The organism is Sporosarcina sp. ZBG7A, from assembly GCF_000813425.1.
GTDB lineage: Bacteria > Bacillota > Bacilli > Bacillales_A > Planococcaceae > Sporosarcina.
The window spans coordinates 58,472-79,910 of the sequence record NZ_JWIB01000010.1 but is presented as its reverse complement, the minus strand read 5'-3'; the positions used below and the strand labels follow the sequence as shown (position 1 = coordinate 79,910).

Below are 21,439 nucleotides of genomic sequence, written 5' to 3'. Positions count from 1 at the left end.
AGTCAATGAAATTACTTTCGTTCAAGTATGATGGGAAAACGTTATTCGGACCTAAAGTGAAAAAGGAAGAAGCGGTGTGGGATGTACAGAAAATTGCAGAGGCAGTTGGGGAGCAAAACTTTCCTGCTTCAATCGCAGAAGGCGTTGCATCTGGAATGGATTTTGTAGAAAAAATCCGTAACTTGTGCGAAAAAGCCCACTCTCATGAAGACATGGATACCTTTAAATACTCGTTCGAAGCAATTGAATGGTTATCTCCAATTCCACGAACACCTAAAAATGTACTAGGTGTTGGTAAAAACTACGCTGATCACGCATCCGAAATGGGGGGCGAAGGTGTACCCGCCAAGATGATGATTTTCACTAAAGCTCCGACTGCGATTGCAGGGGATGAGCAGACATTGCCAATCCATGAAGCCCTGACAAGTCAGCTGGATTATGAAGGCGAACTTGCGGTGGTCATAGGAAAAGGCGGTCGAAACATTCCAAAACAGCTCGCATACGACACGATTTTCGGATATACCATCGCGAACGATCTGACTGCGCGTGATTTGCAGGCAGAGCGCAAACAGTTCTTCCTCGGAAAAACGTTGGATGGTAGCTGCCCGCTCGGACCGTATATCGTTACGAAAGATGAGATTCCAAATCCACATAACTTGTCGATTGTCACTAAAGTGAATGATGACGTTCGCCAAAATGGGAATACCAAATCTATGATTATTCCAATCGATGAAATTATTGAGGAACTGTCTAAGTTTGTCACACTGGAACCCGGAGATGTCATCTTAACAGGGACTCCAGCAGGTGTTGGAAAAGCGATGAATCCCCCAACTTACTTGAAGGCGGGCGATACTGTGAAAATATCTGTTGAAGGAATCGGAACACTCGTCAACTACTTCGAGTAAAGGTCCCTCTATTTTCCCTAGCTTATGATGTATGTTAAGATAAGGGATGCACATATGAAACTTAAACGAGGTGACTAACTTGGATTTTTTATCGAACTCGACACATTTACACATTTTTTCGTGGGTAGTCGGCATTATTATGTTCTTGATTGCAGCGACACAACCCCTCGACTCTAAAGGTCGTAAAATTACGAAGATGGTGCTACGTGTATTCTACATTCTGATTATTATTACTGGAGTTGCGTTGTTCATAGAACTTATGGGTGGCGACGCTGCATTGTATGGCGTGAAATTCATATTCGGTATTGTAACTATCGGAATGATGGAAATGGTATTTGCTCGTCAGGCGAAAAACAAGCCCACTCAATTATTTTGGATATTGTTTGCCATTTCTTTATTGATTACTGTAGGACTCGGTTTCCACTTGCCATTTGGCCTTAAACTCTTCTAATTCTGATTGTCAGATGAACCACAAAGGAGGGTGTTTGAATGGTAGGATGGATGCTATTGCTAGGAGTTTTCGGCATCATGCTGCTATTCGCGCTCTCTGTAGTTGTGACATCGCGGAGAATGCAAACGAATGATGATCATGATGAGTTGGAATGAAATCAAGTAACCCGCTGATTTAATTATCAGCGGGTTTTACTTTGCAGTTTTCACAAGTTTGCCTTATTTCTGTAACATGGTTTTAGTTTTCTTCAGAAACCATGGCGATGGCTGGTGCGGTTTGGTAGTATGAAGTGATGAGTTATGATCGGAAAGCGTGAGTTATGAGCATAATTTGAGAGTTATGAGCAAAAACCGTGAGTTTTGAGCACAATTTGAGATTTATGAGCAAAAACCGTGAGTTATGAGCACAATTTGAGTTTTATGAGCGTAATACGTGAGTTATGAGCACAATTCGAGATTTATGAGCGGAATACGTGAGTTATGAGCACATTAAAGAATTTATGAGCAAATTTCATGGGTGAATTGTAGAAGGAGGCTTTTTGGGTGAACGTCAAACGACTACTTAGTGTAATGATGATGGTTTTTTTACTGGTAACGACAGCACTTCCAAGCTTAGCTTCAGCTGAGACTGAACGGTCCTTGAAAGACGAAAGTATATATGATTTACTAGTTGACCGTTTTAATAACGGGGATGGACGAAATGATATAGATACAGATGCACAGGACTTGTACGCATTCAACGGTGGCGATTTCTCAGGGATTTCCCTCCGTTTACAACATATTTTAGATATGGGCTTCACAGCTGTTTCCATCGGGCCTGTATTCCAGACAGCAACCTATGATGGCAAAGAAGTACTCGATTATACAAAATTCGAGAAACATTTTGGTACCGAAGAAGATTTCAAGTCGATGCTCGATGAACTGCACGACAAGGATGTCCGTGTTATTGCTGATTTCCCGTTAGCTGGAGTTAGCAAAGATCATGTATGGGCAAGCAAACTCCCGTTTACACAAGGTGAAGGAAATACCATTGATTGGAAACCAGACGATGTCGATGTGCAACGTAATCTGGAAGAGACTATGGTCAACTTTGTGAAAACCTATGAGTTGGACGGGATTCGGTTGACGAAAACTGAAGACTATTCGAAAGATGTGCTCGATCAATTTATAGCTTCGTTGAAAGAAGCATCACCTGATTTGTATGTATTGTCTGAAGAAGAAACTGACGCTGCTGTTGACTCCCAGCCAAACAATTCGTCCATGGAGGCCCTACGTGAATCGTTTGTTAGAGTGGATCCTAATTCATCTCAAATGAGCCAATTCGAAACAAGTGAACCGAATGATTTGATCCAGTTTGATCAGTTAACAGGTCCACGTTTCACTTACGACATCGTGGAGCAGCGAATGTTTCCACCGACACGTTGGAAAACAGCCGTAACTGCGCTATTTACGTTACCTGGCATTCCAGTCATGCCATATGGAACAGAGATTGCGGTGAATGGAAAAGAAGCGCCTGAAAGCCATCCGCTATTCAACTTTAAGACCGATATGGAACTGAAAGAGCTTATTGGAAATTTAAATGCATTAAGAAACCAATCGAATACGCTTCGTAACGGTAATTTCAAAATGCTGCACAATAAAGATGGATACATGGTATACAAAATTTACGATGAAGACGAATCGTGGATCGTCGCCATCAACAACACATCTGAAACACAAAGTTATGCATTAGATCCAGATGAGATTGGCAGTAAGAAGCGTCTACGTGGATTACTGGATAGTGACCAAATTGTGGAAACCGAAGATGACAAATATCACGTCGTTTTGGACCGTGAAATGGCAGAAATCTATTTGGTGAAAGAAGACAAAGGATTCAATATCCCTTATCTGATCGCATCGATTATGGTATATGTCCTATTCTTAAGCTTCCTATGGGCAGTTTGGAGAAAAGGTAGAAAAGCACGACAAGAACGGAAAGCGGAAGCCAAGAAGTAAGGCTGAAAGAGAGCGCATAGGTGCTCTCTTTTTGTTTGGAGAAAATCTGTAACAAGGCCCAAAAAAAAGCAGCTCAGACGTCAATGGATATGAACGACGGAGTTGCTTATACTTAACTTACTGTTTGTTTAAGAAAAATACGGCGAGAGTTCCTGGTCCTGCATGAGAGCCAATGACAGAGCCGATCATGTGGACTTGAATTTCTTTAGGATGGAACTTTTCCTCGATCAAGTCCCGTAACTCAAGAGCCCCTTCTTCGTCATCGCCATGACTAATCGCAATCACTTGTTCGGAAACATGATCCCCGCGTTCTTCCATGAGCTCTAGAATACGCCGGAACACTTTTTTTCTTCCGCGATGCTTTTCAATCGGCACCAATCGACCGCTCTCTACGTGAAGTAGCGGTTTGATGTTCAACAGTCCGCCGAAAAATGCGCTTGCTTTCGAGACACGACCGCCTTTAGCGAGGTAATCGAGATCTTCTACTGTGAACAAATGCTCCATGTTACTTGCCATTTTACGAATTTTGCGCTCGATGGTCCGGACATCTTCTCCTGCATCTCGTAAACGAACAGCTTCCTGAACGACTAATCCACAGCCAAGGGAAGCGCAGCGTGTATCGACAACGATTAAGTTCATGCGCGGATTGCCTTCTTTCACCTGATCCCGCATCATGACAGATGTCTGATATGTACCCGACAATTCGGAAGAGAATGAGATGTAAATTCCATCTTCTCCAGTCTCGGCAAATTCTTTCCAGAGAGCAAGCACTCGATCTGGAGAGACTTGAGATGTTTTCGGTTGTTTGCCAGCTCGAATGGCTTGGAATACTTCTTTTGCGTCAATATCCACGATATCTTGATATTCTTTTCCATCAAGTAACACTGTCAAAGGAAGCAATGTGACATCATTTTCATCTAAATACGATTTTTGCAAGTCACAACCACTATCTACGAAAATTTTCATGAGAATCCTCCAATCTCTTTATGAAGATTTTAAATTAAGTCGTTCTTGTAACATTATGGCAATACCGTCTTCGTTATTCGTCAAAGTTACTTCATTCGCAATCGATTTCAGCTGATCAATCCCGTTGCCCATTGCAACACCGATCCCCGCGTAATCGAGCATTTCCAAATCGTTGTCTTCATCCCCAAATGCAATAATTCGTTCTTGTGGTATACCAATCCACTCGGAAACTTTAGAAATTCCAACCGCTTTGTTTAGCCCATGACGAATGACTTCAACAATTTCCCAAGGAGCTCCCCAGCGTCTATGCTCAATGACTTCTGCATGAACTTCTTCCAAGTGCTTACGAATCGGATCGGCCATGCCTTCGCCACCTTGAATGAGAAGACTCGTCGGGTTCACTTGTAGATATTGGCGAATATCACCTTCTTGAATTTTTGAACTCCCGGTACTGAAGATATCGAGCAATTTCTCATCGTGGTAATGTAAATAGACGTCATCCATGACTTCCGCGACAATGTTTTTTAAGTTAAAGTCTTGCATGGCATCGATAACTTCTTTAGCGACAGATAAATCAATAGTTTCATGGACGGTTTTCCAAGTACGATCAGTTGGGTGATGTACGAACGCTCCATTAAAGTTAACAATCGGTGTTTTTAGTCCTAGCTGACGGTAATAGACTTCACTGGAGCGATAGGGGCGTCCAGTTGCAATCATGATTTGATGCCCTTCTGATTCCGCCTGTTTGAGTGTAGCTAGCGTTTTCTCAGAGATTACTTTTTTATCATTTAATAACGTTCCGTCTAAATCGAGTGCAATTAAATGTGGTTTCATGGCAAAACGCCTCCTTCCTTATTCAAGTGTAGCCTTTTGGAAGTGTACAAGTCAAAAAAGTAATTACCCATGCGCAACTTTTGTTTTTCTAGAAAAATATTGGTATGCTCAACAAAACTGTAAACGAGGTGAAAAGGATGATTATCAGAGAAGAACAATGGGGAACAGTCCCTCTATTGCATATTGTAGATGAGAAGCAGGAATCATCTGAAATGCCGGTCGTCATCTTTTTCCACGGCTTTACGAGTGCGAAAGAACATAACTTGCATTACGCTTTCAATCTGGCGAAGAAGGGAATCCGTGTATTATTGCCTGAAGCGCATCTTCATGGTGTTCGGTCCGAAGCACTCGACGAAGTTCAACTCAGTTTGCGATTCTGGGAGATCATACTGACTTCCATAGAAGAAGCAGGATTTTTACACCAACAATTGAAAGAAAAAGGGTTGTTGAATTCTGATCAAATCGCATTTTCAGGAACGTCCATGGGGGGGATTACGACTCTTGGTTGCTTAGCAGCGTATCCGTGGATCAAAAGCGCAGCGGTTATGATGGGTACACCTGGATATGTAAAACTTGCAAAAGGTCAAATGAAGCAATTTGAGAATAAAGGATTCAAGCTTCCGATGAAAGACGAAGATGTCCACAAGCTACTGAGTACGCTCGCTGAGTTTGATTTGACTCAACATCCAGAACGTTTGAATGGCCGTCCTGTCTTTTTCTGGCATGGCATGAACGATACAATGGTACCGTTTGAACCGACACGCCATTTCTACAATGCTGTAAAAGTGAAATACAATGAGCATCCAGAAGACTTTGAGTTCATGGTGGACGAGCATGCAGGTCACGCAGTTTCAAGGCAAGGAATGTTGCGTGCAGTGGACTTTCTTGCAGACCATTTGAACGATTGAGTTCGTTTTGCTATGATGAGTACAACGAATTGAAATAGAAAGGGGAATTCCAATGGCTGATGAAATGAAAGAAAGCATGATGGGCGCACTTGAAAATGTTATTGACCCTGAGCTAGGTGTAGATATCGTAAATCTTGGGCTCGTCTATGACGCAGAATTGCTTGAAGGTGGCATCGGTAAAGTCACGATGACACTTACATCAATAGGTTGTCCGATGGGACCACAAATTGTTGCTAATGTGAAGCAAGAACTGATGGAGCTTCCAGAAGTGAAAGAAGTCGAAGTCGACATCGTCTGGAATCCACCTTGGTCACGTGAAAACATGTCACGCTATGCAAAAATGGCACTAGGCGTGCGATAAATAAGCAGAATTAGATCCGGCTGGTGAGTTTTTCACTGGTCGGATTTTTTGTCGTTTTAATATAATCTGCGCGGGAAATACTAGTTAATGAGACCTAAGCATCTGACTTTACACACGATGAAAAGCGAGGTATACTAAGATTAGTCAAAGATAGTCAAAGTCAAACTAACTAAAAATTATAATGAGGTGATGGTTCATGAGAATGGACGGCGTACAAGAAGATCAGCGTTCCCCATTAGAACAATTTGGACGAAACCTAGTTGAAGATGTGAAAAACGGAAAAATGGATCCTGTTATTGGCCGAGATGAAGAAATTCGAAATGTGATCCGAATTTTATCGAGAAAAACGAAAAATAATCCAGTATTGATCGGAGAACCTGGTGTTGGTAAGACAGCCATCGTTGAAGGACTTGCTCAACGTATTGTGAAAGGTGACGTGCCAGAAGGGCTGAAGGACCGTCAAATTCACGAACTCGATATGAGTTCTTTAATTGCAGGCGCAAAATATCGCGGTGAATTTGAAGAGCGCCTAAAAGCGGTGTTAAAACAAGTAAAAGATAGTAACGGTGAAATTATTCTGTTCATCGACGAAATCCATACAATTGTCGGCGCAGGGAAGACGGAAGGCGCGATGGATGCTGGTAACATGTTGAAACCGATGCTTGCGCGAGGCGAATTATACTGTATCGGTGCCACAACGTTGGACGAATATCGGATGTATATCGAAAAAGATCCAGCTCTAGAGCGACGTTTCCAGCAAGTGATGGTGCGCGAACCATCTGTGGAAGATACGATTTCGATTTTACGTGGATTAAAAGAGCGTTTTGAATTGCACCATGGTGTACGCATCCATGACCGTGCTCTTGTTGCATCCGCAACGTTGTCTGATCGTTATTTGACAGAGCGATTCATGCCAGACAAGGCGATTGACCTGATGGATGAAGCGAGTGCCATGATTCGTACAGAAATTGACTCGATGCCGCAAGAACTTGACCAAGTGACACGTCGTATTTTGCAGCTTGAAATTGAAGAACAGGCGTTGACGAAAGAAAAGGACCCTATTAGTCAAAATCGACTCGCAGCATTGCGAGATGAACTTAAAGAGTTGAAAGATTCTTCATCAGGTATGCGCGAGCAATGGGATAATGAAAAGAAAAAACTACAAGAAGTGCAAGACGTGCGCGAGAAGTTAGATCGCTTTCGTCGTGAATTGGAAGACGCGGAAAACAAATTCGATTTGAACAAAGCCGCAGAATTACGTCACGGTAAAATCCCTATGCTGGAACACCAACTGCATGAATTAGAAGAGCAGTTTAAAGGTGGGGCAGAAAACCGTTTGATTCGCGAAGAAGTAACTGAAGATGAAATCGCGATGATCGTAGCGCGATGGACAGGTATCCCAGTGACGAAACTGATGGAAGGTGAACGTGAGAAGTTGTTACGATTGGCTGATACGTTGAAAGAGCGTGTCATTGGTCAAGATAATGCCGTTCAACTTGTGACGGAAGCGGTCTGGCGTGCTCGTTCGGGCATTAAAGACCCTGATAAACCAATTGGATCGTTCCTATTCCTTGGTCCAACAGGTGTCGGTAAAACGGAGCTTGCGAAAACGCTCGCAGGTACATTATTCGACTCTGTGGATCATTTCATCCGTATCGATATGTCAGAGTATATGGAAAAACACAGCGTATCCAGACTTGTCGGAGCACCTCCGGGATATATCGGTTATGAAGAGGGTGGACAATTGACGGAAGCGGTCCGTCGCAATCCGTACTCAGTTGTCTTGTTGGATGAAATCGAGAAGGCTCATCCGGATGTCTCGAATATTTTATTGCAAATCTTAGATGATGGTCGCATTACGGATAGCCAAGGTCGTCTTGTGAGCTTTAGGAATACTGTAGTCATCATGACGTCCAACATTGGTTCGCAGTACTTAATGAGCGGTCAGTTCGAGTCTGATGAACACGCTGCAGAAGACTTGGTGATGGCGGAATTGCGCAATCACTTTAAGCCAGAGTTGCTGAATCGGATGGATGACATTATCATTTTCCATTCACTATCGGGCAATGCGTTTGTTGAAATCGCACGGAAGATGTTGGACGATTTAATACGTAGATTGGAAGGTCAGGATATCCCGTTGACGTATGAGGAGCCTGTCCTCGATTGGGTCGTTGAAGAAGGGACAGATGCCGATTTCGGAGCGCGTCCATTGAAACGGTTCATCCAACGGTATGTGGAAACAGCAGTTGCGAAGGAAGTCATCAAAGGCGATCTAGCGGAAGATCAACGCTTGCATCTTCGGATGGAAGACGGGGCGTTGGTTGTAGATATACTATAAAAAATTGGGGCCACTTTTCGTGTAGTGCGAAAGGTGGCTTTTTTTTGAGAGAATGAATGCCGGCATGGGGAGCAGTTCTCGATCAGAACTCTGTAGTTGTCCGACACTAAGTGGGTTTTCTCCGACTCTAAAGCAAGCTTGTCCATCACCCCTGACAACTTCTCCGACACATGGAGAAGTTTCTCGATAACGGGACACAATTCAACGACGTTAAGGGAGGATTGGTTGCATTAAGATTGTTTTGGAATGGGATATGCCATGGAATATCGGAATCGGAAAAATAAACAGAGCAATCGGCAATATGATAGGGAGTATCGGAAGTATCGAGGGAAGAATCGGCAAAATGGAGAGCACAATCGGCAATAACAGTGAATTAATCGGCATCGAGACACAAATCAACTACGTAAATGAATTAATTGGAGGCGCATCACTTGTTTAAGGAGATGTGACGCTATACCACATCTCTCCATTCAAAATATGCGATCTTCCCCACAAAAAAACAGCAAAAGGGAACAAACCCTTTCGCTGCGATATGGATCAATGCTCTGCAACTGGCTCGTCCGGAATAATCGCTGTAATTGCGAATACCATCACAGACAAAACGAGTGAGACAATGATTCCAGTTGTAAATTCAAACGTTGGTACGTTCGCAATGGAACCTGCTACATAGTTGAGCATAGAAACCAATAGGAATGACCAAACAAACGTCATGATGAACTTCATAGAAATCACCTCTAGAATACTTTTTCACCTTTCATCATATCATAGCGACGCTCGTTTCGAAACTTAATTTACATCCTCGATAAAAGAGTTTGACGGTTTCGTGTCTCCATTGTTGAAAAATATCACGATATCCACTATGATTGATACCAGGTACTAACAATAGATAACAAGGAACGGGGTATGAGCAATGGGTGTAGGACTTCTAAGTATTGGCAAGTATGTCCCTGAACACGTGCTGACAAACGCAGATCTTGAAAAAAGAATGGATACATCAGACGAATGGATTCGTACACGCACAGGAATTGAAGAACGCCGTATTGCTGATAATAGTACAGATACATCAGATATGGCTTACGCAGCTGCAAAAGAAGCGATAGAAAAAGCAGGCATCCAGCCTGAACAAATCGGAATGATTTTAGTGGCAACTGTAACACCAGATCGTCCATTTCCATCTGTAGCAACGATGCTTCAAGCTCGTCTTGGTGCAAAAAATGCTGCTGCAATGGATGTTTCTGCAGCTTGTGCAGGATTCATGTATGGCGTTGTCACTGCCAAGCATTTCGTAGAAGCTGGTACACACGATTATGTCCTTGTAGTAGGTGTTGAAAAACTATCCAAGATTACAGATTGGAAAGATCGTAATACAGCTGTCTTATTCGGAGACGGTGCTGGCGCGGGAATCGTTGGAAAAGTAAGTGGGGATCGTGGTATTCTTGCATTCGAGTTGGGTGCAGATGGCACAGGTGGTGAGCATCTTTATCAGGATCGTTACTTGCATATGAACGGGCGCGAAGTGTTTAAGTTTGCAGTTCGACAGATGGGAGAGTCCGCAGTAAATGTCATCGAAAAAGCCGGGCTGACAAAAGAGGATGTGGACTTCCTCATTCCACACCAAGCGAATATCCGAATCATGGAAGCATCTCGTGAACGTCTAGGACTTCCACCCGAAAAGATGTCCAAATCCGTACACAAATATGGCAACACATCCGCAGCATCGATTCCGATTTCGTTACATGACGATATCGAAGAGGGTCGTGTGAAAGACGACGACATTCTCGTACTTGTCGGTTTCGGCGGCGGCCTCACTTGGGGCGGCATTTGCATGCGCTGGGGCAAGTAAGTTTACAAGACATTTATGACACTAACCCATACAGATGGAAGCAACTATGCTATCTATGAGACGAAGGAGAGTTCAACTAATGGAAAAACGACGCGTAGTCATTACCGGAATCGGGGCCGTTTCCCCGGTAGGAAATACAGCTGAGGAATCATGGCAGTCCGTTCTTGACCGCAAGTCAGGTATCGGACCGTTGACGAGACTCGATACTGAGTTATTCCCGGTAAAAGTAGCAGCGGAAGTAAAAGATTTCGACATTGAAGAGTACTTACCAAAAAAAGAAGCTCGTAAAATGGATCGTTTCACTCACTATGCAATGGCGGCTTCCATCATGGCAATGAAAGATGCTGGCCTTGCAGAATTGGATGAAGCAACGGGGCTACGCACAGGCGTCTGGATCGGTTCTGGAATCGGTGGAATGGAAACACACGAAAAGCAGTTCCTTACATTCCAGGAAAAAGGCTATCGACGTGTCAGCCCGTTCTTCGTTCCCATGATGATTCCTGACATGGCTTCTGGTCAAGTATCGATTCACTTTGGTGCCAAAGGCATTAACTCTTGTACCGTGACAGCATGTGCTTCAGGTACAAACTCGATTGGAGATGCATTCGAAGTCATTCTTCGAGGCGATGCAGATGTCATGATCACAGGGGGAGCAGAGGCTCCAATCACAACAATGTCTGTCGCAGGATTCTGTGCAAATACAGCATTATCACTTAATCCAGATCCAAACACAGCTTCACGTCCGTTCGATAAAGAGCGCGATGGTTTTGTCATTGGTGAAGGTGCAGGAATTCTCATCTTGGAAGAATATGAGCACGCAGTAAAACGCGGAGCTAAAATCTATGCAGAAGTAATTGGCTATGGATCGACAGGTGACGCACACCACATTACAGCTCCTGCTCCTGAAGGTGAAGGTGCAGTGCGTGCAATGCAACAAGCGATTCAGCAAGCAGGAATTACACCTGATGAAATCGGCTACATTAACGCACACGGAACAAGTACTGCTTATAACGACTTGTTTGAAACGATGGCAGCGAAAACCGTATTTGGCGAACATGCGTACAAACTCGCTATTAGTTCAACAAAGTCGATGACAGGGCATTTGCTTGGAGCTGCAGGTGGACTAGAAGCAATCTTTACTGCAAAAGCGTTGCAAGAAGGCATCTTGCCTCCAACAACCAATTTTGAAAACCCAGATCCAGAGTGTGACCTCGACTACATTACAGACGGACCTCGTAAAGCGGACGTCACGTATGCAATGAGCAACTCACTTGGATTCGGTGGTCATAACGCATCACTTATTTTCAAGAAAATCTAATTCATTCCACTCAAAAAGAGCTATTCGGATAATCCGAAGTAGCTCTTTTTTTCATGCGTAGTGTGTCAGTCTTAAAAAGTGGATAGTTTTCATATAGTAGGACAAAACTAAAAAAGGATCGATGTCATGACGCGACTATTCTTATTCCTACTTAGCTATGGACTCATTGTCACCACATGTACAACAATGATCACGTATTTGAACTACACATCGATGGGCTTCGATATGCGGACTGTTGGGCTTTTTATCCTGAAATCCGCGGACTTTGCGCTATTTATAGGGGCAATTATTTTACTATTGCTTACCGTTTACGTCCGAGTCCCATCGCGGCTTCCATTTTCGTAAGTGTCGCTGATGCAATTGCGTTCGCTTTAACGGCGCCTTCATCCAGAATCGTATCCAATTTGTCGGACTCCATCAATTCATGATAAGTCTTTTGAATGGGCGCTAGGTGATTAATGACGCTTTCGGCAACACCCGCTTTAAAAGCACCATACCCCTGACCATCATACCTAGCAACTAGGTTCTCTACAGAAACACCGGTCAGTGCAGATTCGATGATCAATAAATTCGAGACACCTGGCTTATTCTCAACGTCAAAACGGACAACTCCTTCAGAATCTGTCACGGCACTTTTAATCTTCTTCTCGATTTGTTTCGGCGTATCCATTAAGAAAATCGTTGCTTTCTGATTCGGATCCGATTTACTCATCTTTTTCAACGGATCTTGCAGCGACTTAATGCGCGCGCCGACTTTTGGTATGCGTACTTCTGGCATCGTCAGCACATCTGCATAACGGCGATTGAATCGCTCCGCTAAGTCACGTGTTAATTCTAAATGCTGTTTCTGGTCTTCTCCAACGGGGACAACATCTGTGTTGTAAAGGAGAATATCAGCTGCCATTAATGGTGGATACGTTAGCAAGCCAGCAGAAACTCCATCTTGCCCATCCGACTTATCTTTGAACTGTGTCATGCGCTCGAGCTCGCCGATGGAAGACGTACATTGCATAATCCATCCTGCTTGTGCATGAGCAGGGACTTCCGATTGGATGAAGAGTACAGACTCCTCAGGATCTATCCCGCTTGCAATATAGGTTGCAGCTAGCGAACGGATCGCTTGTTTCAACTCATCAGGATCTTGTTGAACGGTAATCGCATGCTGATCAACGATACAGAAAATGCAATCCGCCTCATGCTGAAGCTCGATGAATTGTCGGAATGCCCCAATGTAATTTCCTAACGTAATAATACCTGTCGGTTGAACACCTGAAAAAATAGTTGTCATTGTTATTTCCTCCTCAAATTTAAACACAAAAAAACACCGACACATCCCTATAAAAATAGGGACGGTCGATGTGTAGGAACCGCGGTGCCACCCGAATTGCCCGAAGGCCACTCAAACCCCTTAACGCGGGGGAACGCAGTGGAATAGTAGTGGTGTTCTACACATTCAACCGAGCTCGGGAGCCCATTCCTTTTAACCGCTTCACCTGTTCACACCACCCACAGGCTCTCTTAAGAAGCTCCATTAAAAGTACTTGTTCCGTCTAAGCCGTTCTTATAATTGGAGTAATTATAATATGCTCACACATGGAATGCAAGTACAATCGGTTTCAAAATGGATTCTTCGGGAATACTCAAAATAATCAACGAAACTTCTTCAAAATTGGAACCTTTTGACGTTTGAAACGTACTAGTAGACAAGAACACATTTTCACTTCGGTTTTGTAATTGATAATACGATTTGAAAAAATTTGATGTTTAATTTCTTTCTGATATGGGAATAACAGTAGAGATTACATAAATACGGTGTTGAGAAGTGACGATTATTGCGGAATTGTTACAAACTTGAAGAGTGCCAGAAATAATTTTTTAAAAGTGTATTCATTGAGAACAAATGTGTGTATAATAGTCAATATGAACATTAATTTAAAATAATTCTAATGTAAAAAAGGTAGTCACCATTATATGAAGCCGATTGAAAGGGAGTGTCAGCAAATGGGCGTTACATTATTTACATCACCAAGCTGTACATCATGTCGAAAAGCGAAAGCATGGTTGGAGGAACATGAAATTCCTTACGAGGAGCGTAATATTTTCTCTGAACCTCTAAATATTGATGAAATCAAACAAATTCTTCGAATGACTGAAGATGGAACAGATGAAATCATCTCTACTCGCTCTAAGATCTTCCAAAAACTAAATGTTGACGTTGAGAGCTTGCCACTTCAACGATTATATGAACTGATCCAAGAACATCCTGGTCTATTAAGAAGACCAATCATTCTAGATGAAAAACGTCTTCAAGTAGGGTATAATGAAGATGAAATTCGCCGCTTCTTACCAAGAAAGGTTAGAGCCTATCAGTTACTAGAAGCACGTCGCATGGTTAACTAACGAATACTTATAAATAAGCTGATAGGGGATGTCATGGTGAATGCCGTAAACCTATCAGCTTTTTCCATTCTCCTAGTTTCCGTGCACGGTGCAGTGGATAGATTCTACTTAGTAAATTAGCGTAGGGAATGGCTTTTTTTTACTAAAAAAAATTTGTCTGCAACCTTCGAGGCAAAACCCTTTCGTTACTGAAGAATTGAACATATAGTAGAAGAAGCATCGCGGGAACGAAAAAGAAGTTGGACGGTACGTCTACTTCAGGGGAAAGGAGAGAGAAATCGTGGAAATCGAGAGAATCAATGAGAATACGGTCAAATTTTACTTGTCCTACATGGATATCGAAGAGCGGGGCTTTACTCGTGAGGAAGTGTGGTATAACCGCGATAAGAGTGAGGAATTGTTTTGGGATATGATGGAAGAAATCGATTCGGAGTCTGATATTGAGTTTGAAATAGAAGGTCCTTTATGGATTCAAGTCCATGCAATGAGTGGTGGAATTGAAGTTCTCGTTACGCGAGCTCAGTTACCAGAAGAAGGGGAATCGACGGAATATCCTTATGGCATTGACGATCCTCGTAAACTCTTCCAGCCTGAACTTGAAGGAACGGATGACTCTTCTGAGTCGACAAATGAGCCTATTTCAGATAACAAAAAGACGACAGCACGAGAGTTGTTCGTGTTCAAAGAGTTTGATGATTTAATCCCTTTGGCTTCTCAACTTTCTAATTTTGATGAAACAACTTCATTGTATTCATTCGAAGGCAAGTATTACTTGTATATTGACTATAGTTCATCAGATAAAGAAGTTTCAGATAAAATCGATGTGGAAAGTGTAATCCTTGAGTATGGAACACCTACCAACTTGACAATCCATCGCTTGAGAGAGTATGGAACAGAAGTAATGGGTTCAAATGTGTTCCAAACCATCGAATCTTATTTCTAAATGATTCACAGCCACCTTTCGAGGTGGTTTTTTTATGTCCAAAAACAAACTTCATGTTGTGCAACGACTAAACTGAGCGTTTCTTCGTAATTTATTGTAAGGATAAACCGGTGATGAGGTTAAATTTGCTATTTCACATTTAAATTCGTAAACTATTCAGTGAAAGGAGTGTTTTATATACTAACTGCAAATTTAAACGATGGAACGCCCGTTGTTCTCGATGATACTGTTAAACGAGAGCACCTGAGAACGTGGCGAACCGAGCAACAATTCCGTTGTCCCCAATGTGGTGATCGAGTTTTATTGAAAGTTGGCTCCATACGAATTCCTCATTTTGCTCATGAAGTGGACTCACCATGTACAGGCAGCTTTTCCGAAGGGGAGTCAATTCCACATCTTCAAGGAAAGCAGCTCCTGCACTCGTTCTTTCAGCGCTTAGAAAAAACTTCTGTTTTAGAACCACTTATACCCGAGATTGCACAGCGACCTGACCTACTTGTGCAACATGAGGGAAGTGCAATCCCGATTGAATTCCAATGTAGCCGCTTGCCGGAAGAAGTGAAATCCAGTCGCACAGAAGGGTACCGCTCCATAGGAATGGAGCCTATTTGGATATTACAAACTCCTGAAAAATATAAAGAGCGCTCTGAAGGAATGGGGCTGTTTAGTTTTTCAGCCTTCCATCAATTGTTCTTTACAACGAGCGTATCCCCAGAACATACACTGCTCACATTATCCCCAGAGACAAAGCAATTCCATTATTTTAGTCATCTTCTCCCCATTGAAGGAAATCGTTTCATCGCAATCCATCGGAAGTTACCGGCTCATTTACAAACCTTTCCGTTCGCACGTCCAAAACTCCCTGATCAGCATTTGCTCCTTCACTACTACAAGTCTTACAAAATACATCGAACGACGTACTTACAGCGTTCAATTTTTTTGAATCGACGTGGCGTCCAGGATCCTTTTTTACGTCATTGTTATGAACTGAAATTACGTCCGGCAGAACTCCCTCTGTGGATAGGTGTCCCAGTGAAAGGGAATCGTGCATTCGCTGTTCATGATTGCGAATGGCAGCTTGGCTTAATTTACTTGTTGCGACGTTTCGAGTTTTCACCAACCGGTGTTCCCATCCAGCGATTGCGCCAATTTGTACACGCCTATACGGGTCGCAGTAAGCAACAAATTGAAGCCTGTATGGATTATTTACAGTTCCTTCAAAGAATTGACTGGGAAAAGAAGGAGTCCATCCCGAATGAGCGAATAGAGAAAGAGATTGTTCACATACTTCTAGAGCGATTCCTTGCAATGCAGATAGAAAATTGAGAAAATGGAAAAAGATTCGATTCTCGAATTATCGGGATCAAGGAGGAATTACATTGGCAGAGAAATTACTTACGCGTGATGAAGTCAAAGTTGAAGAAACATGGAACTTAGAAAACATTTTTGAAAGCGATGCGGCATGGACTGCAGAGTATGAGGAAATTGAAAAACTTTCAACACAAGCAGAATCATACCAAGGAACTTTGAATGATGGACCTGAAGCCCTTTTGAACGCACTTACTTATCGTGACGAACTCTCACAACGGTTAGGGATGCTATACACATATTCACATTTAAAGACCGATCAAGATACAACAAATAGCACATACCAGGCGATGGATAGCCGTGCCAAGTCACTGGCTGTAAAAGTTTCCACGAAGCTCTCGTTTTTCTTACCAGAGTTGCTTTCCATAGAGGAAGCAAAGCTCGATCAAATGGTAGAACAAAATGAAGGACTCTCCCTATACAAGCAAGAAGTGAAAGAATTGAACAGCATGCGTCCTCACGTGCTTCCTGCAGAGCAAGAATCACTGATTGCACAAATGTCTGAAGTTGCCCAAGGTTCATCCAAAACTTTCAGCATGTTGAATAACGCAGACTTGACGTTTCCAACTGTAAAAAATGAAAAAGGGGAAGAAGTTGAGCTATCTCAAGGCCGCTTCATCAACTTCCTAGAAAGCCCGGATCGTTCTGTTCGTGAAGAAGCATTCAAAGCGATGTACGCAACGTATGGTTCGTTCAAAAACACATTTGCATCTACTCTATCAGGAAATGTGAAGACGAATAACGTCAATGCGACTATCCGTAATTATGAATCCGCTCGTGATGCTGCGTTGTCAAACAATCATATTCCGGAGCAAGTGTATGAGAACCTTGTGAATACAATCTCGGATAACGTTGGGTTGTTGCACCGCTATATCGCACTTCGGAAGAAAGTATTTGAATTGGATGATCTTCACATGTGGGATCTCTACGCACCACTTGTGAAAGATTTAGATATGAAAATTACGTATGAGGATGCAGCAAAAACTATGCTAGAAAGCTTTGAGCCGATGGGTGAAGAGTACCGTTCAATCATCAAAAAAGGACTCGAAAGCCGTTGGGTAGACGTCCGTGAGAACAAAGGAAAACGATCTGGTGCTTATTCTTCAGGTTCATATGGTACGAACCCATACATTTTAATGAACTGGCAGGACAATGTAAATAACATGTTCACGCTTGCTCATGAATTTGGTCACAGTGCTCACAGTTACTACTCGCGTTCAAACCAACCATACATCTATAGCGGCTATTCAATCTTTGTAGCTGAAGTGGCTTCAACTGTAAATGAGGCGTTGCTCAACGATTACTTGTTGAAGACTACAGATGATGATCAGAAACGCATTTACTTGTTGAATCATTGGCTGGATGGATTCCGTGGAACTGTATTCCGTCAGACGATGTTTGCTGAGTTTGAGCATAGGATTTATCAGTTGGATCAGCAGGGTGAGGCATTGACGGCTGAGAAGCTTACGGAAGAGTATTATGCTTTGAATGAAAAGTATTTTGGTGGCGCAATGACAGTCGATGAGGAAATTGGGTTAGAGTGGTCACGGATTCCTCACTTCTACATGAATTATTATGTGTACCAATATGCAACTGGATACAGTGCTGCGGTTGCGTTGAGCCATCAGATCCTAACTGAAGGTGAGCCTGCTGTAGAGCGCTATGTGACAAACTTCTTGAAAGCTGGATCGTCGGATTATCCAATTGAAGTGTTGAAGAAAGCAGGAGTCGATATGACAACGACTGCGCCAATTGAAGAAGCATGCCGAGTATTCGAAGAGCGTTTGAATGAGTTAGAACAATTGCTCGCGAAACAATAAATGTGAAATTTAGTATACCGAAATAGTGTTTAAACAGACATTCATGTGCAGTTTGCATGAATGTCTGTTTTTATGTTTGGAAAAAAGTCCTTTAAGTAAGCGTTTTCAAAGAGATCATATGTGACAAATCCATGAAATCGCTTGTGAATTGTTGATGTAACAATTATTTTGTGATAGATTTAACTTGTGAATGAAACTCACAAACCAAACATACACCCCTTTTGTTTGAACGTGAACATTTTTCCCATTCCCTTTATATGAACACCGCTTCCCCCCAGGAGCGGTGTTCTTTTTATTTTTGGAGGAATATCGAAGGTTGCATGATGGTGAGTGTGTGGTTGGAGAGTGGGAAGTGATCATAAATTGCGGAAAGTGCTCATAGAGCGTGGGAAGTGATCATAAAGCGCTGGAAGTGATTATAAACCAGGGAAAGTGATCATAAAGCATGAAAAGTGATCATAACCCAGGGAAAGTGATCATAAAGCGTGGGAAGTGATCATAAAGCATGAAAAGTGATCATAACCCAGGGAAAGTGCTCATAAAGCGTGAAAAGTGATCATAACCCAGGGAAAGTGCTCATAAAGCGCGAAAAGTGATCATAACCCAGGGAAAATGCTCATAAAGCGTGAAAAGTGATCATAACCCAGGGAAAGTGCTCATAAATCACGAAAAGTGATCATAACCCAGGAAATGTGCTCATAAAGAGTGGGAATTGATCATAACCCCAAAAAAAAGCTCCTAACCTAGAATAAGCCAACCAATCCTCTCCACTACACCCACCCAATCCTCACCTCAAAACAAAAAAACAGATGGAGAAAAACTCTCCATCTGTTTGCTATATCAATTATTTTAGCGTTTGCGCCATAAGACTCTATCATCAATGAAAATGCGTTCTACTTCTTGTTTCAGTAAAAGTTTCTTGAGTTCACGTTCGCTCTCTTTTTCAGGGACACCGTAAATGGCTGCAATTTCAGCGGTTGCAAGCATTTCGAACCGGCTGAATAACTCTTCCAATGAAGGTGCGCGGTCCCGTATGATAGGAGATCCCGTGAGCTCTTCTAAAATTTGTTCATAGATTTCATAGCTGTATGAACCGTCCACCATGAGGCCTTCGTCTTCAATGTTTTCGTTGAAAAATACGAAGGTAGGGGATTTCACAACTTCCATCTCTTTTGCTAAATGTAAATCGACTTGCAAGGATTGCAGTACGTTTCTGGAGAAGAAATCGCTTATGAATTCCTGTTTGTCCAATTTCAGTTTCTCGGCAATTTCAACGAGTACTGCAAATGATTTGACGTTACGTGATTTTAGAAATGAATACTCGAATAATTTTGTGAGAAATCTAAAGCCCGCACGTTTTCCTTGGAACTCCGCTGCCTTGATCGCAATGCTTGGGAACGCAGGATGTGCTTTTTCAAATCCGCTCATCTCTTCACATTCGTCGTCTACTAAAGGAAGTGCTTTGTAATTCATCTTCGGTAGGGACGTAAGCAGACCGATTCGCAACGTGAAATAGCGTTCGTATTCCACTTGTAATCTTCTAAGGATGGGTTGCAGTGCCCAGCAATCTTGGCATAACGGATCTAGAAATACGTATAATTCAATTGGCCGAGGATGCGCAATCGGCTGCTGTTCAACTTCTGCAAAAGTTCTTCGATTCACTGATCTCCCTCCTCGCTCCGGTTCACCATGTGATTGGCTGTTAAGACGAGGCGTTGGTAATAAATTTCACGAAGTGGTCCATCAAGACCAACCTCATCCATCGCTTCAGCCATACAAGCTAGCCAGGCTTTGGCTCGTGTGGGTGTGATTGCGAATGGCATATGTCTAGCTTTCATCATCGGATGTCCGTGTTCTTCTGTATATATATTAGGTCCGCCCAGATATTGTGTCTGAAATTGCTTTTGTTTACGGGCAGTTTCTGTTAGGTCTGATGGGAAAATGGGAATTAAGTCCGGATGAACAGCCACTTTGGCGTAAAACCGGTCGATAAGATCCGACAAACGTGCTTCACCGATCTCCTCAAAGGGTATCAAAGGCTTTCGTGTCATGGATGTCATTCTCCTTTGTTGTAACTCTGTACTTCTATTTTAGCAACCACATAAAACTTTCACAAATAAATAGCTTTCATTCGTCTGGTTCAACTTACGCATTAAAGGTATTATAGTTGTTCATAACTTTGGTGACGTAATTTTGTGTCTCGCGGAATGGCGGGATTCCTCCGTATTTACGGACGTTTCCTGGACCTGCGTTATAAGCAGCAAGCGATAATTTCAAATCGCCTCCGAACTGGTCGAGCATTTGTCGTAAGTATTTAGCGCCGCCCATTATATTTTGCTCTGGATCGGATGCGTTCGAAACACCAAGAAACTTGGCCGTGCCGGGCATGAGTTGCATAAGTCCTGTTGCACCAGCGTGACTGACTACATCTTTATTAAAATTTGATTCTTGCTTGATGACAGCGGCAATCAGACTAGGTGGAACGTCATATCTTTTTGCAGCTTTGCTGATTAATGGCGCATAAGCAGTGCTGACACTGCCTCCGTTATACGAGAGCGGAGGTCTGCTCGCTGAAACTTGTTCAATGTATTGAGTTGCATCAGTAGGCGAATGGACAGATGGAGGGGAGTAGAACGCAAACGAATTCATCCCTTGTGGAGATTGAATACTACCAAGTGTTGTCGCTGAGAAGCTTGAAAGCGAATCAGAAATGGAGCTCTCACTCGTCATTTCGTTTAATAACGATTGAAAGAAATCCGTGCCTCCTGTTTTCGTTTCGGTTGCAGAGTGAACAGCCCCTAGAGCCTGTAGTGAATTCAATTCGAACAATGTACGAATCATTTTCGTGTCCATACTAATCGATCCTTTCCGATACTTAATCATCCGTGGCAATTCTAGTTCTTCTGTCAGTATATCAATTTCATGACTGAAAGCACAAACCTGACTGCAACAGTGACGACTCTATGGTAAACTATTCATACTGACTGATA

The 21,439-nt window shown here is 42.7% G+C and carries 20 protein-coding genes and 1 other annotated feature; of the genes, 13 read left to right on the top strand and 7 right to left on the bottom strand.

The window, feature by feature from the left end:
- Window positions 1–5 precede the first annotated feature (5 nt).
- From RL70_RS03890 to RL70_RS03880, 3 genes are all read left to right on the top strand, one after another.
- On the top strand, window positions 6–905 hold the full coding sequence (locus RL70_RS03890) for a fumarylacetoacetate hydrolase family protein (protein ID WP_039042098.1): 900 nt from the start codon (window positions 6–8) through the stop codon (window positions 903–905).
- Window positions 906–984: 79 nt separating this feature from the next.
- Entirely contained in the window at window positions 985–1,356 is a 372-nt protein-coding gene (locus RL70_RS03885; RefSeq protein ID WP_039042097.1) for a YisL family protein, read from the top strand.
- Window positions 1,357–1,898: 542 nt separating this feature from the next.
- Entirely contained in the window at window positions 1,899–3,350 is a 1,452-nt protein-coding gene (locus tag RL70_RS03880) for an alpha-amylase family protein (protein ID WP_082003294.1), read from the top strand.
- A gap of 117 nt (window positions 3,351–3,467) precedes the next feature.
- Here the strand turns inward: RL70_RS03880 and RL70_RS03875 are convergent, their stop codons facing one another.
- Both RL70_RS03875 and RL70_RS03870 read right to left on the bottom strand, forming a co-directional pair.
- A complete protein-coding gene (locus RL70_RS03875) occupies window positions 3,468–4,316 on the bottom strand; it encodes a DegV family protein (protein ID WP_025786049.1) in 849 nt (282 codons plus the stop codon).
- Between the two features lie 18 nt (window positions 4,317–4,334).
- Window positions 4,335–5,150, bottom strand: a complete 816-nt coding sequence (locus tag RL70_RS03870) for a Cof-type HAD-IIB family hydrolase (protein ID WP_039042096.1) — start codon at window positions 5,148–5,150, stop codon at window positions 4,335–4,337.
- 137 nt (window positions 5,151–5,287) lie between these two features.
- Here RL70_RS03870 and RL70_RS03865 point away from each other — a divergent pair, with 137 nt between their 5' ends.
- The 4 genes from RL70_RS03865 (at window position 5,288) to RL70_RS03850 (ending at window position 9,196) form a co-directional block, all read left to right on the top strand.
- Window positions 5,288–6,058, top strand: coding sequence for a prolyl oligopeptidase family serine peptidase (locus RL70_RS03865; RefSeq protein ID WP_039042095.1), 771 nt, complete (start codon window positions 5,288–5,290; stop codon window positions 6,056–6,058).
- A 52-nt stretch (window positions 6,059–6,110) separates the two neighbouring features.
- A complete protein-coding gene (locus tag RL70_RS03860) occupies window positions 6,111–6,419 on the top strand; it encodes a metal-sulfur cluster assembly factor (RefSeq protein ID WP_039042094.1) in 309 nt (102 codons plus the stop codon).
- A 196-nt stretch (window positions 6,420–6,615) separates the two neighbouring features.
- On the top strand, window positions 6,616–8,757 hold the full coding sequence (locus tag RL70_RS03855; protein WP_156137887.1) for an ATP-dependent Clp protease ATP-binding subunit: 2,142 nt from the start codon (window positions 6,616–6,618) through the stop codon (window positions 8,755–8,757).
- 253 nt (window positions 8,758–9,010) lie between these two features.
- Entirely contained in the window at window positions 9,011–9,196 is a 186-nt protein-coding gene (locus RL70_RS03850; RefSeq protein WP_039042093.1) for a hypothetical protein, read from the top strand.
- 98 nt (window positions 9,197–9,294) lie between these two features.
- On the opposite strand, the gene RL70_RS03845 is transcribed toward RL70_RS03850, so the two are convergent.
- The gene (locus tag RL70_RS03845; protein WP_039042092.1) at window positions 9,295–9,480 is read right to left on the bottom strand and encodes a DUF2929 family protein; all 186 of its coding nucleotides are present in this window, start codon (window positions 9,478–9,480) and stop codon (window positions 9,295–9,297) included.
- Window positions 9,481–9,667: 187 nt separating this feature from the next.
- Here RL70_RS03845 and RL70_RS03840 point away from each other — a divergent pair, with 187 nt between their 5' ends.
- Together RL70_RS03840 and fabF are read left to right on the top strand one after the other, a co-directional pair.
- Entirely contained in the window at window positions 9,668–10,600 is a 933-nt protein-coding gene (locus RL70_RS03840) for a beta-ketoacyl-ACP synthase III (protein ID WP_039042091.1), read from the top strand.
- 79 nt (window positions 10,601–10,679) lie between these two features.
- The gene (gene fabF, locus RL70_RS03835) at window positions 10,680–11,918 is read left to right on the top strand and encodes a beta-ketoacyl-ACP synthase II (RefSeq protein WP_039042090.1); all 1,239 of its coding nucleotides are present in this window, start codon (window positions 10,680–10,682) and stop codon (window positions 11,916–11,918) included.
- 301 nt (window positions 11,919–12,219) lie between these two features.
- On the opposite strand, the gene trpS is transcribed toward fabF, so the two are convergent.
- Window positions 12,220–13,206 (bottom strand): tryptophan--tRNA ligase, encoded by a 987-nt coding sequence (gene trpS / locus RL70_RS03830; RefSeq protein WP_039042089.1) that lies wholly within the window; start codon window positions 13,204–13,206, stop codon window positions 12,220–12,222.
- 54 nt (window positions 13,207–13,260) lie between these two features.
- Window positions 13,261–13,480 (bottom strand) — a binding site (T-box leader).
- A 439-nt stretch (window positions 13,481–13,919) separates the two neighbouring features.
- On the opposite strand from trpS, the gene spxA reads away from it, so the two are divergent.
- From spxA to pepF, 4 genes are all read left to right on the top strand, one after another.
- Window positions 13,920–14,318 carry a transcriptional regulator SpxA gene (gene spxA / locus RL70_RS03825; RefSeq protein WP_025786060.1) on the top strand — a complete coding sequence of 133 codons (399 nt, stop codon included), beginning with the start codon at window positions 13,920–13,922 and terminating at the stop codon, window positions 14,316–14,318.
- Window positions 14,319–14,598: 280 nt separating this feature from the next.
- Window positions 14,599–15,261, top strand: a complete 663-nt coding sequence (gene mecA / locus RL70_RS03820) for an adaptor protein MecA (protein WP_039042088.1) — start codon at window positions 14,599–14,601, stop codon at window positions 15,259–15,261.
- Between the two features lie 159 nt (window positions 15,262–15,420).
- On the top strand, window positions 15,421–16,587 hold the full coding sequence (locus RL70_RS17205; protein ID WP_369795187.1) for a competence protein CoiA: 1,167 nt from the start codon (window positions 15,421–15,423) through the stop codon (window positions 16,585–16,587).
- 53 nt (window positions 16,588–16,640) lie between these two features.
- A complete protein-coding gene (pepF, locus tag RL70_RS03810) occupies window positions 16,641–18,449 on the top strand; it encodes an oligoendopeptidase F (RefSeq protein WP_039042087.1) in 1,809 nt (602 codons plus the stop codon).
- A gap of 849 nt (window positions 18,450–19,298) precedes the next feature.
- Here pepF and RL70_RS03805 read toward each other — a convergent pair.
- The 3 genes from RL70_RS03805 to RL70_RS18305 all read right to left on the bottom strand — a co-directional run bounded on the left by RL70_RS03805 (window position 19,299) and on the right by RL70_RS18305 (window position 21,332).
- Entirely contained in the window at window positions 19,299–20,111 is an 813-nt protein-coding gene (locus tag RL70_RS03805; RefSeq protein ID WP_039042086.1) for a DsbA family protein, read from the bottom strand.
- A complete protein-coding gene (locus RL70_RS03800; RefSeq protein ID WP_025786079.1) occupies window positions 20,108–20,500 on the bottom strand; it encodes a globin in 393 nt (130 codons plus the stop codon). Before RL70_RS03800 ends, RL70_RS03805 begins: the two co-directional genes overlap by 4 nt.
- 94 nt (window positions 20,501–20,594) lie before the next feature.
- On the bottom strand, window positions 20,595–21,332 hold the full coding sequence (locus RL70_RS18305) for a lytic transglycosylase domain-containing protein (protein ID WP_304413260.1): 738 nt from the start codon (window positions 21,330–21,332) through the stop codon (window positions 20,595–20,597).
- Window positions 21,333–21,439 lie beyond the last annotated feature (107 nt).

Excerpts from the sequence above, each read along its gene's own strand:
- RL70_RS03855 (WP_156137887.1), top strand. The coding sequence starts at position 6,616 with ATGAGAATGGACGGCGTACAAGAAGATCAGCGTTCCCCATTAGAACAA.
- RL70_RS03860 (WP_039042094.1), top strand. The coding sequence starts at position 6,111 with ATGGCTGATGAAATGAAAGAAAGCATGATGGGCGCACTTGAAAATGTT.
- RL70_RS03890 (WP_039042098.1), top strand. The coding sequence starts at position 6 with ATGAAATTACTTTCGTTCAAGTATGATGGGAAAACGTTATTCGGACCT.
- RL70_RS03850 (WP_039042093.1), top strand. The coding sequence starts at position 9,011 with ATGCCATGGAATATCGGAATCGGAAAAATAAACAGAGCAATCGGCAAT.
- RL70_RS03845 (WP_039042092.1), bottom strand. The coding sequence starts at position 9,480 with ATGAAGTTCATCATGACGTTTGTTTGGTCATTCCTATTGGTTTCTATG.
- trpS (WP_039042089.1), bottom strand. The coding sequence starts at position 13,206 with ATGACAACTATTTTTTCAGGTGTTCAACCGACAGGTATTATTACGTTA.
- RL70_RS18305 (WP_304413260.1), bottom strand. The coding sequence starts at position 21,332 with ATGATTAAGTATCGGAAAGGATCGATTAGTATGGACACGAAAATGATT.
- RL70_RS03875 (WP_025786049.1), bottom strand. The coding sequence starts at position 4,316 with ATGAAAATTTTCGTAGATAGTGGTTGTGACTTGCAAAAATCGTATTTA.
- RL70_RS03800 (WP_025786079.1), bottom strand. The coding sequence starts at position 20,500 with ATGACACGAAAGCCTTTGATACCCTTTGAGGAGATCGGTGAAGCACGT.
- spxA (WP_025786060.1), top strand. The coding sequence starts at position 13,920 with ATGGGCGTTACATTATTTACATCACCAAGCTGTACATCATGTCGAAAA.
- RL70_RS03840 (WP_039042091.1), top strand. The coding sequence starts at position 9,668 with ATGGGTGTAGGACTTCTAAGTATTGGCAAGTATGTCCCTGAACACGTG.
- RL70_RS03865 (WP_039042095.1), top strand. The coding sequence starts at position 5,288 with ATGATTATCAGAGAAGAACAATGGGGAACAGTCCCTCTATTGCATATT.
- fabF (WP_039042090.1), top strand. The coding sequence starts at position 10,680 with ATGGAAAAACGACGCGTAGTCATTACCGGAATCGGGGCCGTTTCCCCG.
- RL70_RS03870 (WP_039042096.1), bottom strand. The coding sequence starts at position 5,150 with ATGAAACCACATTTAATTGCACTCGATTTAGACGGAACGTTATTAAAT.